This is a genomic window from Duganella sp. S19_KUP01_CR8 (assembly GCF_036688705.1).
Lineage (GTDB): Bacteria > Pseudomonadota > Gammaproteobacteria > Burkholderiales > Burkholderiaceae_D > Rugamonas.
Genome location: NZ_JAQQPR010000009.1, coordinates 20294 through 34946, shown reverse-complemented (window position 1 = coordinate 34946; position 14653 = coordinate 20294). Strand labels below are relative to the sequence as shown.

General features: G+C 66.2%; 12 protein-coding genes. 3 read left to right on the top strand and 9 right to left on the bottom strand.

The genetic code is table 11. The annotated features are described in order from the left end of the window. Window positions 1-79 precede the first annotated feature (79 nt). From V6M89_RS11025 to V6M89_RS11015, 3 genes are all read left to right on the top strand, one after another. Window positions 80-1132 (top strand): DUF5694 domain-containing protein, encoded by a 1053-nt coding sequence (locus V6M89_RS11025; RefSeq protein WP_332853231.1) that lies wholly within the window; start codon window positions 80-82, stop codon window positions 1130-1132. A 98-nt stretch (window positions 1133-1230) separates the two neighbouring features. After that, window positions 1231-1887, top strand: a complete 657-nt coding sequence (locus V6M89_RS11020; RefSeq protein WP_332853230.1) for a pyridoxamine 5'-phosphate oxidase family protein — start codon at window positions 1231-1233, stop codon at window positions 1885-1887. Between the two features lie 75 nt (window positions 1888-1962). Next, window positions 1963-3027 carry an alpha/beta hydrolase gene (locus tag V6M89_RS11015; protein ID WP_332853229.1) on the top strand — a complete coding sequence of 355 codons (1065 nt, stop codon included), beginning with the start codon at window positions 1963-1965 and terminating at the stop codon, window positions 3025-3027. Here V6M89_RS11015 and V6M89_RS11010 read toward each other — a convergent pair. From V6M89_RS11010 to V6M89_RS10970, 9 genes are read right to left on the bottom strand one after another with little or no spacing between them, the layout of a single operon-like run. Continuing rightward, complete coding sequence (locus V6M89_RS11010) at window positions 2977-4641, bottom strand: hypothetical protein (protein WP_332853228.1); 1665 nt, start codon at window positions 4639-4641, stop codon at window positions 2977-2979. The genes V6M89_RS11015 and V6M89_RS11010 overlap by 51 nt on opposite strands. Before the next feature lie 5 nt (window positions 4642-4646). Then, window positions 4647-6683 (bottom strand): DUF4175 family protein, encoded by a 2037-nt coding sequence (locus tag V6M89_RS11005; protein ID WP_332853227.1) that lies wholly within the window; start codon window positions 6681-6683, stop codon window positions 4647-4649. Then, a complete protein-coding gene (locus V6M89_RS11000; RefSeq protein WP_332853226.1) occupies window positions 6667-7713 on the bottom strand; it encodes a BatA domain-containing protein in 1047 nt (348 codons plus the stop codon). The genes V6M89_RS11005 and V6M89_RS11000 overlap by 17 nt, the downstream gene beginning before the upstream one ends. Before the next feature lie 13 nt (window positions 7714-7726). Further along, entirely contained in the window at window positions 7727-8641 is a 915-nt protein-coding gene (locus V6M89_RS10995; RefSeq protein ID WP_332853225.1) for a DUF58 domain-containing protein, read from the bottom strand. A gap of 6 nt (window positions 8642-8647) precedes the next feature. Then, window positions 8648-9646 (bottom strand): AAA family ATPase, encoded by a 999-nt coding sequence (locus tag V6M89_RS10990; RefSeq protein WP_332853224.1) that lies wholly within the window; start codon window positions 9644-9646, stop codon window positions 8648-8650. 2 nt (window positions 9647-9648) lie between these two features. Then, window positions 9649-10269, bottom strand: a complete 621-nt coding sequence (locus tag V6M89_RS10985) for a DUF4159 domain-containing protein (protein ID WP_008444191.1) — start codon at window positions 10267-10269, stop codon at window positions 9649-9651. 10 nt (window positions 10270-10279) lie between these two features. Beyond that, window positions 10280-11617 (bottom strand): TldD/PmbA family protein, encoded by a 1338-nt coding sequence (locus V6M89_RS10980; RefSeq protein WP_332853223.1) that lies wholly within the window; start codon window positions 11615-11617, stop codon window positions 10280-10282. Between the two features lie 3 nt (window positions 11618-11620). Beyond that, window positions 11621-13258 (bottom strand): TldD/PmbA family protein, encoded by a 1638-nt coding sequence (locus V6M89_RS10975; protein ID WP_332853222.1) that lies wholly within the window; start codon window positions 13256-13258, stop codon window positions 11621-11623. A gap of 54 nt (window positions 13259-13312) precedes the next feature. Next, window positions 13313-14650 carry a TldD/PmbA family protein gene (locus tag V6M89_RS10970; protein WP_332853221.1) on the bottom strand — a complete coding sequence of 446 codons (1338 nt, stop codon included), beginning with the start codon at window positions 14648-14650 and terminating at the stop codon, window positions 13313-13315. Window positions 14651-14653: the final 3 nt, after the last annotated feature.

The following is a 14653-nucleotide window of genomic DNA, read 5'->3' as shown; positions in this document are numbered from 1 at the left end:
GCATTTCATCGGAATCTTCCCTGCCCGACTTGCGGACCTTTGTAGACTTCCATGCATCATTTCATTTTAGAGAGAAGACATGCGCAAAGCGACAAACTGGATCCTGGGACTGATCGCCACACTGCCTTTCGCCGCGCAGGCGCAAGGGATGTTGACGGGGCTGGACCGCGACATGGCCGGACCACGGGCGCAGGTGCTGGTGCTGGGCACCGTCCACCTGCGCGGCATGCCGGCGGACTTCAACCCGGCCGCGCTGGACGGCGTGCTCGATCGGCTGGCGGCGTTCAAGCCGGACATCATCACGATTGAAAAAGAGTCGGGCGAAGAATGCGACATGGCCACGCGCCATCCCGCCAGGTACGGCGCCGACTACTGCCCTTCGACCGAGGCCGCGAAGGCCGCCACGGGTATGGACATGCCGGCGGCCATCGCCGAAGCCAACAAGGCGCTCAAAGCCTGGCCCGCGCAACCGACGCCGGCCCAGCGGCGTCGCCTGGCCGCGCTGTTCCTGGCGTCGAACGACACCGCCTCGGCCTACGTGCAATGGCTGCAGCTGCCCGAGGCCGAACGCCACGCCGGCGACAGCCTGAGCGCGGCGCTGGTGGAAACGCTCGAAAAAGCCGCCCATCGCAACGGCGAAGACTATCAAATAGCCGGCCGCCTGGCCGCGCGCCTCGGCCTGCCGCGCGTGCACGCGGTGGACAACCACACCGGCGACAATCTCGACGTGCAGGACGTCAAGGCCTTCGTCCGCTCGATCGAAGCCGCATGGGCCGCAGGCGGTGCCGCGCTGAAAGCAAACGAGAAGCGCGAAGACGAACTGTCGCGCGCCGCCGACCTGCTGCCGCTGTACCGCGTCCTCAACGACAGCCAGAACCTGCGCGTGCGCGCCGAAGGCAACGTCGGCCCGGCCATGCGCGCCAGGTCGCCCGAAAACTACCCGCAGATCTGGGTCGGCGGCTGGGAAGTCCGCAACCTGCGCATGGTCGCCAACATCCGCGAAACCTTCCGCGAACGTCCGGGCGCCCGCGTCCTGACTATCGTCGGCGCCACCCACAAGCCGTGGTTCGACGCCTGGCTCGGCCAGCTGCAAGGCGTGGACATCGTGGATGCGGTGGCGGCGCTGAAGTAGCGCGCCATGAGTGGCTCCACGAAAACACATGTTTCTGGACCTGTTGCAGGAGCCATGCGACCGGTATATTTCGGCCTCAACCTTTTTGGATGGAGATCATGACCGAACCAGCAACCCACGCCGCACCGAGCGAACGCACCCGCGTCCGCCGCATTCCGACCAACGCGCACTACGACACCGCCACGCTGCACGCGATCATCGACGATGCCTACCTGTGCCACATCGCCTTCGCCGACGAAAAGGGTGCGCACTGCATCCCGACCGCCTGCTGGCGCGAGGGCGATCACTTGTACATCCACGGCTCCAACGGCAGCCGCATGCTCAAGCGTTTGACGGAGAGCGAGACCTGCGTGACCATCACGCATCTCGACGGCCTGGTGATGGCGCGTTCCGCGTTCAATCATTCGATGAACTACCGGTCGGCGATGATCTACGGCCGGTTCGAAGTGGTGGCGGACGAAGCCGAACGGCGCAGCACGATGGCGGTTTTCATGGAGAAGCTGGTGCCGGGCCGCCAGGCCGAGATCCGTCCTGGTTCGGACAAGGAGTTCGCGGCCACCACGGTGATGCGCATCGCGCTGGGCGAAGCGGCCTGCAAGGTGCGCTCCGGCCCGCCGGAGGACGACGAGGAAGACATGGGCTGGCCGGTGTGGACGGGCGTGCTGCCGTTCGAACGCGTGCCGATGAAGCCTGTGACCGATCCGCAATGCACCCAGCCAGCGCCAGCTTATGTGGTGGCCTGGCAGAAGTGGTAAGGTCTTGCACCGCTTGACTCTGACGTAACGTGATACCCAAGACTTGGTGCACTCATCACCAAGGAAAGGGACATCATGCGTAAGCTTCAACAGATAGCCAAGGCCGCTGCGGCGGCCGGCGCACTCAGCCTATCGATCCTCGCGCCGGCTGCCGGCGCTGCCCCGCTGCGCGAACAGGACGACATCGTCACCGTCGCCGGCGTGGAAATCGCCTGCCGTATCACCTTCCCGTCCGGGCCTGCGCGGGGCGCGGTGCTTTTACTGCCGGGTTCACTCTTCAGCGACGTGGACGGCAACTACCCGTCCATGCAACTCAAGCCCCACCTGTACGCCGACCTGGCGGCGCAGCTTGGCGAGCGCGGCTTCGCCGTGCTGCGCATGGCGAAGATCGGCCCGGGCACCGGCTCGCGCACCGTGGACGCGCAAGCCGCCGCCCGCCACGCCGACTTCACGACCCGTACCGAAGCAGCGGCCGCCGGCCTGGCCTTGCTGCACAAGGCCGCGCCGGCCCGTCCCCTCATCGTGGCCGGCCACAGCGAAGGCGCGCTGGTGGCCTCCCTGCTGGCCAGCGGGGCCGATGCGACCGCCATCGATGGCGTGGTCATGCTGTCCGGCCCTGCGCTGCCCATTCTCAGCCTGCTGCGCGACCAGGTCGCCGCGATGGCGCCGCCGGGCGCCAGCCCCGATATGACTATGTTCGACCGCGCGATCGCCGCCATCCGCGCCGGCCAACCTTTACCTGCGGGCGCTCAGGCCGATCCGCAAACGGCGATGCTGGCGGCCATGCCGGCCTTCAGCCTGGCCTATCTGCGCAGCACCGACCGCTTCGACCCGGTGGCCGAACTGGGGCGCGTGCGCCAGCCGGTGCTGATCCTGCAGGGTGGACGCGATGGCTCGGTGCCTCCGGCGCACGCGGCCCGCCTCCAAGAGGGAAGGCACAATCTGCCGACGGAACTGGCCCGCTTCCCCGAGCTGAACCACTTCTACAAAGTCACGCCGCCCGACATGCCGCCGATGCAATCGATGGCGCTCGACACCACCAGCGATCCGGCAGTGGCGGAGCGCATCGTCCGCTGGGCGCCAGGCAAGTCAGCGACGCTGCTCGCGCCACCACAGGCCCAGCATGGACAGCACGAATAGCACGGCGAACGGCGCAACCGGCAGCGGACGCCTTGGCGCCTGGGCGGCTTCGGCGGTGTGGCCCGGCGCCACCGCGCGTGCAGCGTACAGCGCGGTGGCGTCGCGACGCAGCGCCTTCTGCCACGCCGGCCAGTCGGTGCGGGCATACACATACTCCATGCCCGGCTCCGCGACACCGGCCGCCTTGAACGTCATCCATCCGGTCTTCTGCGGCCACAGCGCGGCGCATGCCGCCTCCGCCTTGTCCGCGCGCGGCTGCAACTGAAGCTGAGCGGCGCCTGCAACGTCCAGCACCGCGCCAGCCTTTACGCCCTGCGCGCAGATCTCGCTGCGCAAACCCGGCAGCGGCATCGGATCGGCGATCTGCCAGCCCGTCTTCTGAACGCTGGCCAGCGCGATGCTGTCCATCGCGCCCTGCCACCACAAGGCCAAGGCCTGCGGTGAGCTGATCGCGTAACGGTGCCAATCCGATACGCCTACCCACACCACGCGTCCCTGCTGCAAATCGCGCTGCCACAGCCACGGCAGCTTCTTGCCATCACGCGCCACGACGGACCACGGCGCGGCTGCGTTATCGTCGGGATTCAAGCCCGCAGGCGGCATCGCCAGCACAGCACCGGCGACGGTGAACTGGCGCGTATCCTCCTTCTCCGTGGTCGGCGACTGCGGCCGCAGACGCAGGCCGAACTCGCGCTGCCACATCGCCGCATCGGCGGCATTGGAACCCAATACAACCAAGGGAACGCCCTGCCGCGTCTGCGCCAGCAAGGCGCCGCGCGCCGACCGGTTCATATGTTCGACGTAAGCCGCATCGACAAACACCGCATTCGGTGCCGTCAGCGGTGCGCGCGCGGTCTCGCTGCGCGCCACAGCCTTGCCGAGCGTGACGCTCCAGTCGAGTATCGCGCTGCCGTCCGCCAGTAGCTGGTTCAGCGCGCGGGCATCGAACGATGGCGCATCGAAGCGCCCCTGTATCTGCAAGGGCAGCGCCTCTTTCACCTGCAACGGTATTGGGCCTTGCGCGATCACCTTGCCGGCGCCGTCGAGCAAGCGTGCCTGCAACACCATGGCCTCCGCAACCGGCGGCAGCCACTGCACGCCCAGTTGCGACGTCGCCGTGGAGGCGATCTGCGAATCCGCCAGCACCTGCTTGTTCTCGGCCAGCAGCTGCAAGCGCCAACCGCGTTGCGCCTGTCCGCGCCGCACCGTCAACGTGAAGATGCGGCCGAGCGACATCGAGCGTGGGAAGTCCAGCCACAGCAGATCGGCGGCGGCAGGCTTCCATTGCACGCGGCGTGCTGGAAGATCGCGCCACTGCGCTTCACGCAGGCCGTCGCCGCTCAAGGCGATCGACTGCGCACGCGGTATCGCCAGCAGCGCTGCTTCGCTGATGCCGCCGGATGCATCGGTCGCCACCGACACGATGTTGTCGCCCGTCTGAGGCAGACGTATATCGGCCAACGCGACGGCCAGCGATGCCGATGCCGCGACAATCAATGCGGCGTCGATCCACTGGCGCTTGCGGCCATACAGCACGGCGCCGGCCGCGCCGGCTGCCAGCGCGGCGAGTGGTACGACTGCCGGCGCGGCGACGACCGCGGTTGTGAAATCCATGTCCATCATTTTTGTTGCTCCTTGCCGCTCCAGGCCTGACGGAACGGCGTATCCGTCGAAGGCCGCGCCTGCAGCAGCACCGGCGCGTCCGTCAGCGTGCCGCGCAGCCAGGCGCGCAGTTCGCCACGGCAGGCGACGCAGCCATCCTGCACATCCTGCACCGCGCGCTGGGCGCTCAGTTTCTGTTCCTGGTCGACGATGCGGGCGGCGATGGTGTCGCGGGCCGCCTTGCTCCACAGGGCCGGCAGCACACCATCCTGCGACAACGCCTGTACCAGTTCGCGCACTTCAGCCGGTACCGTGTTGTCCGCCCCACCCTGCGCGCGCCTGTAACTCAACACGCCGACAATGTCGCCGCTCATGCGTTTTTCCTCTTTCAACGCCGGTGGAACGAAGGCCGTGCGGTGCAGGTAGATGCGTTCCGCCGCCTGCAATTCCTTGATCGCGTCGAGTGCCTTGTACTCGGGCGGCAGCGCGGGCTTGGGCGCAATCGCACGCAGCGACTTCTCCGCATCCCACATCGCTGACAGGGCGCGCTTCAGCACCGCCTTGGTCTTGGGGTCGAAGATGGTGGCGTTGTCTTCCTGGTCGTGCGCGTGGCCGAACTCCTTCAATACCGACATGTCGTTGCCGAAGCCCGGCTTGGCGCCGTGGTGTTCCTCGCCTTCGTGTTCGTGCTCGCCGCCGAACAGGCTCGATTCCTCGCCGAGGAACTGGCCGTAGCGCAGCCGCAGCTTGGCCTGGTCCGAAGCGATGGACTCGCTGCGGTCACGCACCGTGGCGGCGGGCATGTTGGGGTGGGCCTGCATGTCGGCCACCAGCTGCTCGGTGTCGATGATGATCTGGCGCTGGCTGCGCAGGTTTTCGGGCTTGGCGATCGACGGCAGCGCGGTCGAATCCAGGCTCTCCGCTTCCGGCGCGGGCAGGCGCAGCGTGTAGGTCGGCGACTGGGTGGTGTGCGGGTTGTCCGGCGAGTTGTCGGTGGCGCGCACGAAGAAGTACAGCTCGTCGCCCGGCTCCATGCCCAGCTCCGCCAGCGTCCACTGTTTTTTCCAGTTGCGGACTTTGGGGTCGGACGATTGCGGCAGCGGCACTTCGCGGTCGCTGAAGCGGATGTTCTCGCCGCTGCCGCGCGCCAGCGTCATGTGCAGGCTGGCGCGGACGATGGCGTAGTCGTCGCGGACGGTGACGGAGATCTGCACGGCCTTCGCATCCTTGGCGAGGATGTGTATCAATTCGCTGGGTTCGACGATGGTCACTTGCGGCGCCTGGTCCGGCGTCACGCGGATGTTGTAGCGCGTGCCGTTCTTGCCGCGCGCGCGCCAGAACAGCGATTCCTCCACGCGCTTCATCGCGCAGGCTTCGGTGACGGGCAGGCTGAGTCCATCGCCCAGTTCCACCGCCGGCTGCGGGCCGCCCGGCTTGCGCACGCACCAGCGTACTTCGGAGAATTGCGGCACCTGGATGTCGCGGGCTGCGGTCTCGAATGGCTGGACGCCGGTGTAGGCTGGCGGCGTGACGCGCAGGTAGATCTCGCCGTCGACGATGGGCTTGGCCGTCTGGCCGGCGACGGGGGCGGCGACGGCGGTGGTCTGCTGGCCGTGGTAGCCCCATGCGGCACCCGCTGCCGCAAGGCTGAGCAGGACCGGCACGACGCTGATGCGCACGCGGCTGCGGGCGATGCTGCGGTAGTCGTTCTCGCCCAGCACGGAGGCCAGGCGGGCTTGCAGGCGTTGCTGTTGGAGTTTGGCGATGGGCGTGGTGGCGTCGGCGGCCAGCAGCGTGCTGCTGTCTTCCAGCGCGGGGATGGCGGCGTTCAGCCACGAGGTCCATTCCCGCTTGATGCGCAGGCGCCAGCGGTAGATGTCGACGGCCAGCCAGATGGCCCACGGCAGTATCGCCGCGATCACCAGCGGACGGGCTGCGTGCAGCAGGACCAGCGCGATGGCCAGTGGCGCCAACGCGGCCAGCCATTGCGGCACACGGCGGCGCAGGACGGCGGCCCACAGGTGGCGGCGCAGGGTGTCAGTTTCGCCGTGCATGGGTCAGTATCCGTTCGAGTAAAAACAGCGCCAGCAGGGCGAGCGCTAGCCAGGCGACAGGCTTGGCGTCGGTGATGGCGGGCAGTGCGCTGCGTGCTGCGGCCAACGATTGCGATGGCATCGGGTAGGCCGGCGCGGGGGCTGGGCTGAGCTGCCGCCAGGCTTCGTGGAGGGCGCGCGCGGTGTCGGCGTCGCGTGGCGGCAAGGCGTCGGAGGTCCAGAGACGGCCGCGCGGGGTGTCGGCGTATTTCAGCACGATGCCGTTGATATTCAGCGTGGAGGCGTTTGCCAGTTCGGGGAAGCCGGTTGGCGCGGCGATCCACCAGTGCGGGGCGCGCCAGTTGGCAGGTGGTGCGGCGGCGGATTCCCAGACGATCAACTCGGTGTTTGCGTTTGGTTCGGCAGCGAGCGTGTAGCGGTTGGCGCCATCGCCGGCGCGGTTGAAGGCGGCGAACAGCGAACGCCAGGCGGTGCCCTGCTCCTGCGCGCCCGCCTGCACGATGTGATGCTCGGTCGGTGGCGCGGCGATGGCAGCGGTGGCCGGCGGCTTGGTGCGCAGTTCCACCTGGTGACTGAATTGCGGCACGCGGGCCGGCATCGCCACCTGGTCGGCGCGGGCGACGATCAGCAGGCGCGCGCTGGGGCGCCAGTCGCGCTCGTGCTGGCGCAGCCATTGCAAGCCGTTCGGCGGCAGCTCGATGCGCTGCGCGGCACCCATGCCGGCGGCGGCGATCTGCTGCCCCGCCCAGGCCTGGTCGGCGCCGGCGTCCAGCAGCACGGTATCGCCACGCCACGGGAAGATGGACGCGGCCAGCCAGGCGATCAGCGCCACCAGCATCAGGCAGCGCACCAGCAACAGCAGGCGGTCGCGCCACTGCCAGACGCGCAGCTGCTCCGGCGCGGCCGACGGCAGGAAGCGCGCCGTCGCCAGCGGCTCGGCCTTCAGGCGTTGGCGCTTCTGGCGATGCCACCACACCGGCAGCAACAGCACCGGCAACGCAAGCCACCACAAGGGATAAGAACTCAGCATCGACAACCCATCTTCATTTTGCGCGCGCTCCGGCCAGTTGCAACCAGCTGCGCAGCACGCCGCCCAAAGGCTGTTCAATACGCGCCTCGTAGTGGACGATATTGTTTTGACGGCAGCTGGTGGCCACCGCATCGAAATGCGCGCGGCTCTGCTGCCTGTAGCTTTCGCGGTCGGCGTTGCTCATGCGGTGCAAGCCGTCGCTCTGCTCAGGATCGCGGTAGGCCGCACCGGCCTTGAAACTGGCGTCCACCTCCGCCTGCGTGCGCAAGGTCAGCAGACGCACGTCGTGCCGCAGGCTGCGCAGGCGCAGCAGCGCCTCGCTCAACGGCGACGGCCAGTCGAGGAAATCGCTGGCGGCGAAAATCAGACTCGGCGAACGGGCGAAATGCAGGTTGGCCTTCAACACCTCGGCGCTGGGCAGGCTGCCTTCCGGCCTGGCCTTGGCCAGTTGCGCCAGCACGCGCTGCAACTGGCGTGGCCCACGCGAGGCTTGCGTGAACTCGACCTTGCCGCCGCCGCACACCACCAGGCCGAACGCATCGCCCTGCCGCTGCGCAATGGCCGCCACGCAGGCCAGCACGGTGCGCGCGAACCACAGCTTGTCGACACCGTTGATCTCGCGGCTGGGCTCGGCCATCGAAGCGCTGGCGTCCAGCCACAGCCAGGTGGCGACGTGGCTGTCGCGCTCCGCCTCGCGGACGAAATAGCGGTCCGCGCGCGCCAGCAGCTTCCAGTCGACGCGGCGCCACTCGTCGCCCGGCGCGTAGGCACGGTACTCGGAGAACTCGACGCCGGCGCCGCGCTCGCGGCCCGCGTGCAGGCCATGACCCAGCCCCGCCAGCACGTGGCGGATCAACAGCTCCAGATCCTTGGTCTGCGCCATCATCGCCGTCATGGTGGCGGCGGACGGTTTAAAGGTCGATTGCATCGCGGCTTAGTCTGGGCGGATATGCTCGCGCAGCGCCAGCAGGATGTCGGCGATCGCCACACCATCCGCCTCCGCCTCGAAGTTGCGGATCACGCGGTGCGCCAGCACCGGCAGCAGCATTTCGCCGATGTCCTCGCGCGTCACGGCCAGGCGGTTGTGCATCAGCGCACGCGCCTTGGAGGCCAGCACCAGCGCCTGCCCCGCGCGCGGACCCGCGCCCCAGCCCACATGTTTCGTCACCGCCGGCACCGTCGTCAGCGCCGGACGGGTGGCGCGCACCAGCCGCGTGGCATACGCCAGCAGGTGATCGCCAATCTCAATGTCGCGCACCAGTTGCTGCAAGCGCAGCAGGGTCGCCACGTCCATCACCGGGTCGGCGTCTTTCAGGCCGGCGTGGGTGGTGGCGGAGACCATCGCAATCTCCTCTTCCTCGGTCGGATACACGACGTCGATGCGCAGCAGGAAGCGGTCCAGCTGCGCTTCCGGCAGCGGATAGGTGCCGGCCTGCTCGATCGGGTTCTGCGTCGCCAGCACGAAGAAGGGCTTGGGCAGCTGGTGCGTCTGGCCGGCGAAGGTGACGCTGCGTTCCTGCATCGCCTCCAGCAGCGCCGATTGCGTCTTCGGCGGCGCGCGGTTGATCTCGTCGGCCAGCAGAACCTGCGTGAACACCGGCCCGCGCTGGAAACGGAACTCGCGCTTGCGGGTCGCATGGTCTTCCTCCAGGATCTCGGTGCCGACGATATCCGACGGCATCAGGTCCGGCGTGAACTGCACCCGATGGAAGTCCATGTCGGTCGCCTGCGACAGCGATTTCACCAGCAGCGTCTTGCCCAGTCCCGGCACGCCTTCCACCAGTGCGTGGCCGCCTGCCAGCAGGCAGATGATCAGCGAGTCGATCACGTTCTCCTGGCCGATGATCACACGGGACATGCTCGCCTTCAGCGCCGCCACCTTGGCGCTCAGCGCGCCGATTTCATTTTCGCTCCAGGCGATTGCACTATCCAAGATCAAGCTCCCAACGCATATTGAATGATATTGACCGCAAAGCGGGTGTTGTCGACCACCAGCCAGCGCTTGTTGCGGAAGTCGTAGTCCCACTCGCAGCCGTAGTCCTTGTTGCTGTACAAAAGCCGCACGCGGCCGCCCACTTCCACCGCCTTCAGGTAGTCGTGCACCAGATCGTCGCCCCAGCCGTTGAGCTCCACGCTGGTGTTGGGCGGGCCGTCGAAATGGAAGAAGCTCGAATACACCGGATGCGTATTCGGGATCTTGTGCAGCGCCTTCGGCCCGAAGATGCGGGCGATTTCGGCCTCGAACGATTTGGCGAACAGGCCGTCGATATCGTGGTTGCAGTCGTCCACGAACAGGAAGCCGCCGCCCTTGATGTAGCGCTCCAGGTTCTTGCGCTCGGCCGGCGTGAACTGCACCAGCTTGTGGCCGGCGAAATAGCAGAACGGCGCCTCCAGCATCTTCGGATCGGACAGCGCGACGATGCGCTCGACGGGATCAACCCGCAAGGTCGTGTATTCGACCAGCGAGTTGAGCACGTTGCTCGGCATGCGGATATCGACATCCCAGTCGCCCGACTCGTAGGTCAGGCGGGTGAAGTAAAAATCGTAATTGGCCACAGGCCCTTCCTTACACCGCGTCCGACAATGAAGTGAAATTGAAGTCACGTACCTTCATCGGCGGGATCAGCATCTGGTACCGCACCTCGTCGCCGCCGATCACCACCGGCTTGCCCAGTTCATCGATATTGTTCAGCATCGATACCGGGCTTTCGTTGAAGCGGAAGTTCTTGATCGGATGCTTGATCTTGCCGTTCTCGATGTAGAAGGTGCCGTCGCGCGTCAGCCCGGTCAGCAGCAGCGACTGCGGATCGACCATGCGGATATACCAGGTGCGGGTGACCAGCACGCCCTTCTTGGTCGACGCGATCAGCTCCTCGGTCGACTTGCCGCCGCCCGCCATGATCATGTTGCCGTGGCGGCCGGTGGCGCGTTGGCCCTGCTTCTCTGCCCAGTAGCGGGTGTAGTCCAGCGAGGCGACTTTGCCGCCCTTGATGACGTCCGCGCGCTCGCGCGCCAGCATCGAAGCACCGTCCCATGCCAGCACCGGCACGTCCTTGTCCCACGGATCGGCCCAGACGTTGACCTGTTCGTCGAACAGCTTCTCGCCCAGGCGATTGCCGCCGCCCTTCTTCGACAGGAAGCTGCGGCCTTCGTCGGCCTGGCGCGCATCGAAGGCGCCGAACATGCGGCCGATGATTTCCGACGTCGCCGCCGGCTCCAGGATCACCGTGTAGCGGCCCGGCTCCAGCGCCTTGGCCTCCACCGATTTCAGCGCCTTCTCAATCGCGATCTCGGACGCTTCGCGCGCGTCGAACTTCTTGGCATCGGTGGCCGAGCGCGTGGCCCAGCCGGAACCGCGGCCGTCTTCGGTGCGGGTGGTGATGGTGAAACCCAGGTTGCTCAAGGTCTGGTAGCCGAACACGCCGTTCGAGTTGGCCACCGTTTCAAAGCCGGTGGTGTCGCTGAAGAAGCCCGCCGCGATCAAACCCTGCTTGCGGCAGGCATTGATGCTGACGGCCGCCACTTCGGCGCGGTATTCAGGATCGATGGCGGCGGTGGCGGCGCTGTAGGTGGCGGAATCCTTGTAGTCCTGCTTCTTGATCGCCGGCTGGAACTCGGGATTCTCCGGCGCCAGGCGCGCCACGTCTTCGGCGCGGCGCACCGCGCGTTCCAGCGCCTTGTCGTCGAACTCATTGATCGACGCCGTGCCCTGGCGCTTGCCAAAGGCGACGCTGACGGTCAGCTGCGTATTCTCGGTCAGGCCGGCGGTCGACACGGCGTTGCGCGCGTAGCGGATATTGCCATTGCGGCTACCGCTGATCTGCACGCGGCACTCGTCGGCCTTGGACAGCGACATCACCTTGTCGCTGATGCGTTTTGCTTCTTCCTGGTTCAGCATCTTCATTGATTATCCTATCTTGCGAGCGGTGTTGATGACGTTGATGCCGTTGAAGCGCGTGGTCGGCGATCCGTGCGATACGGCGCTGACCTGGCTAGGCTGGCCTTTGCCGTCGAAGAAGGAGCCGCCCATGCGCCAGTCGCGTTCATCGCACAGCGCCGAGCAGGCGTTCCAGAACTCCTGGGTGTTGGACTGGTAGGCCACGTCTTCCAGCTGGTTGGTGATCTTGCCGTTCTTGATCTCGAAGTACAGCTGGCCGCCGAACTGGAAGTTGTAGCGCTGCTGGTCGATCGAGTACGAGCCGCGGCCCAGGATGTAGATGCCCTTCTTGATGTCCTTGACCATGTCGTCCGGCGTCAGCGGCTTCTTGCCCGCTTCCAGCGACACGTTGGGCATGCGCTGGAACTGCACGCTGCTCCAGCTGTCCGCGTACGAGCAGCCGTGCGATTCCTTCTCGCCGATGATGGCCGCCTGGTCGCGCGTGGCCTGGTAGTTGACCAGGATGCCGTTGCGGATCAGGTCCCAGCGCTTGGAGGCCACGCCTTCGTCGTCGTAGCCCACGCAGCCCAGCGAGCCCGGCGTGGTCTTGTCGGCGACGATATTGACCAGGTCCGAACCATACTTGAAGTTCTTGCTCTTCCACTTGTCCAGCGTGGCGAAGCTGGTGCCGGCGTAGTTGGCCTCGTAGCCCAGCACGCGATCGAGTTCGGTGGCGTGGCCGACCGACTCGTGGATGGTCAGGAACAGGTGTTCCGGCGACAGCACCAGGTCGTACTTGCCCGGTTCGACGGTTTTCGCGGTGAGCTTTTCGCGGGCCTGGCGGCCGGCGGCGCGCGCATCCTCGATCAGATCGTAGGCGCCCTTGTACAGCGTGGTGACGCCGCCGGCGGCCTTGATTTTATTGGATTCTTTGGCGTCGAAGAATTCATAGCCCATGCTGGCCGGCGACGACAAACCGTCGCGCGTGCGGAAGCGGTTGGTGGCCTTGTCGACGGCGGTGGCGGTCAGCGGCGACCACAGACGATGGATGTCCTGGTCGATGTAGGAACCGTCGGTGGAGGCGAAGTACTTCTGTTGATTCACCTGGAACAGGTTGGACGACATGAAGCTGGCGCCCGCATCCAGGCCGGCCTTGTTGGCGGCGATCAGCAGCTCGGCCTTTTCCTTGATCGCCACGGTGCGCCAGTCCTTCTTGAACGGCGTGGCCCATGCCACTTCGCCGACGCCTTTGACGGGCGCCAGCACCACCGGCTCGGTTTGCAGCTTGGCGTTGGCGCGCGCGATGGCGACCGCTTGGCGCGCGGCGGCGGCCACCGAGTCCAGCGTCATGACGTTGGTCGAGCAGAAGCCGTAGGCGCCGTTGGCGATCACGCGCACGCCGACGCCGGAGGATTCGGTGTTGACGATGTTTTCCACGTTCAGGTCGCGCGTGGTGAGGAACTGGTTCAGGTAGCGGCCGATGCGCACGTCGCAGTAGCTGGCGCCGGCCTTGGTGGCGGCGTTCATCGCGGCGTCGGCCAGCGATTTCTTGAATTGCACGGCCATGGGGTTGAGCAGCTCTTCGGCCGCGATGGCGTTGCCGAAGACCGGTATCAGCAGGCTGCCGCCGGCCGCCGCACTAACTTTTAGAAATGAACGTCGTTCCACAATAACTCCCTGATGAATGTAACAGGGCCGGAATCAGATCCGGCCCTTGATGCTTTAAACCGCGTCCGACAACGAGGTGAAGTTGAAGTCCCGCACCCGCATCGCCGGGATCAGCAGCTGGAACTGCGACTCGTCACCCGACAGGATCTCAGGCCGGCCCAGCTCCTCGATGTTGTTCAACATCGTCACCGGGCTTTCGTTGAAGCGGAAGTTCTTGATCGGATGCTTGATCTTGCCGTTCTCGATGTAGAAGGTGCCGTCGCGGGTCAAGCCGGTCAGCAGCACCGACTGCGGATCGACCATGCGGATGTACCAGGTGCGGGTGACCAGCACGCCCTTCTTGGTATTGGCGATCAGCTCCTCGGTCGACTTGTTGGAGCCGGCCATGATGATGTTGCCCGGCGCGCCGACCGCGCGCTTGCCCTGCTTCTTGGCCCAGTAGGTCGAGTAATCGAGGTTGGCGATCTTGCCGCCCTTGATGATGTCCTGGCGTTCGCGCGCCAGCATGTTCTGGCCGTCCCACGGCAGCACCGCTACGTCCTTGTCCCACGGGTCGGCCCAGACGTTGACCTGCTCGTCGAACAGCTTCTCGCCCATGCGGTTGCCGCCGCCCTTTTTCGACAGGAAGCTGCGGCCCTCGTCGGCCTGGCGCGCATCGAAACCGTTGAACATGAAGGCCAGCAGGTCCGACGTCGCCGCCGGTTCCAGGATCACCGTGTAGCGGCCCGGTTCCAGCGCCTTGGCTTCCACCGAACGCAGCGCTTTTTCAATCGCCACGTTGGACGCTTCGCGCGCGTCGAACTTGCTGACGTCGCCCACGCTGCGCTTGGCCCAGCCCGAACCGCGGCCGTCTTCGGTGCGCACGGTCACGGTGAAGTCCAGGCCAGTGTCCTGCTGGTAGCCGAACACGCCGTTCGAGTTGGCGATGGTGTTGAACTGGGTGCTGTCGCTGAAGAAGCCAGCCGCCACCAGCTTGTTCTTCTTGCTGTTCTCGATGCTGTAGGCCGCCACCTGCGCGCGGAATTCGGGATCGATGTCGGCGGTCTTCTGGAAGAAGGTCTCGCTGGCCTTGTATTGCTGCTTGGTCGGCGTCGGCATGAACTCCGGATTTTCCGGCGCCAGGCGGGCCAGGTCTTCCGCGCGGCGCACCACTTTTTCCAGCGACTTGTCGTCAAACTCGTTGATGGTGGCCGTGCCCTGCTTCTTGCCGAAGGCGACCGACACCGCCAGCTGCGTGTCCTCGATCAAGCCGGCGGTCGACACGGCGTTGCGCGCGTAGCGGATATTGCCCTTGCGGCTGCCGGTGATGTTCACTTCGCACTGGTCGCCCTTGGAAAAGGACAGCACCTTGTCGCTGATACGTTTTGCTTCGTCTTGACTCAAATTCTTCATCTC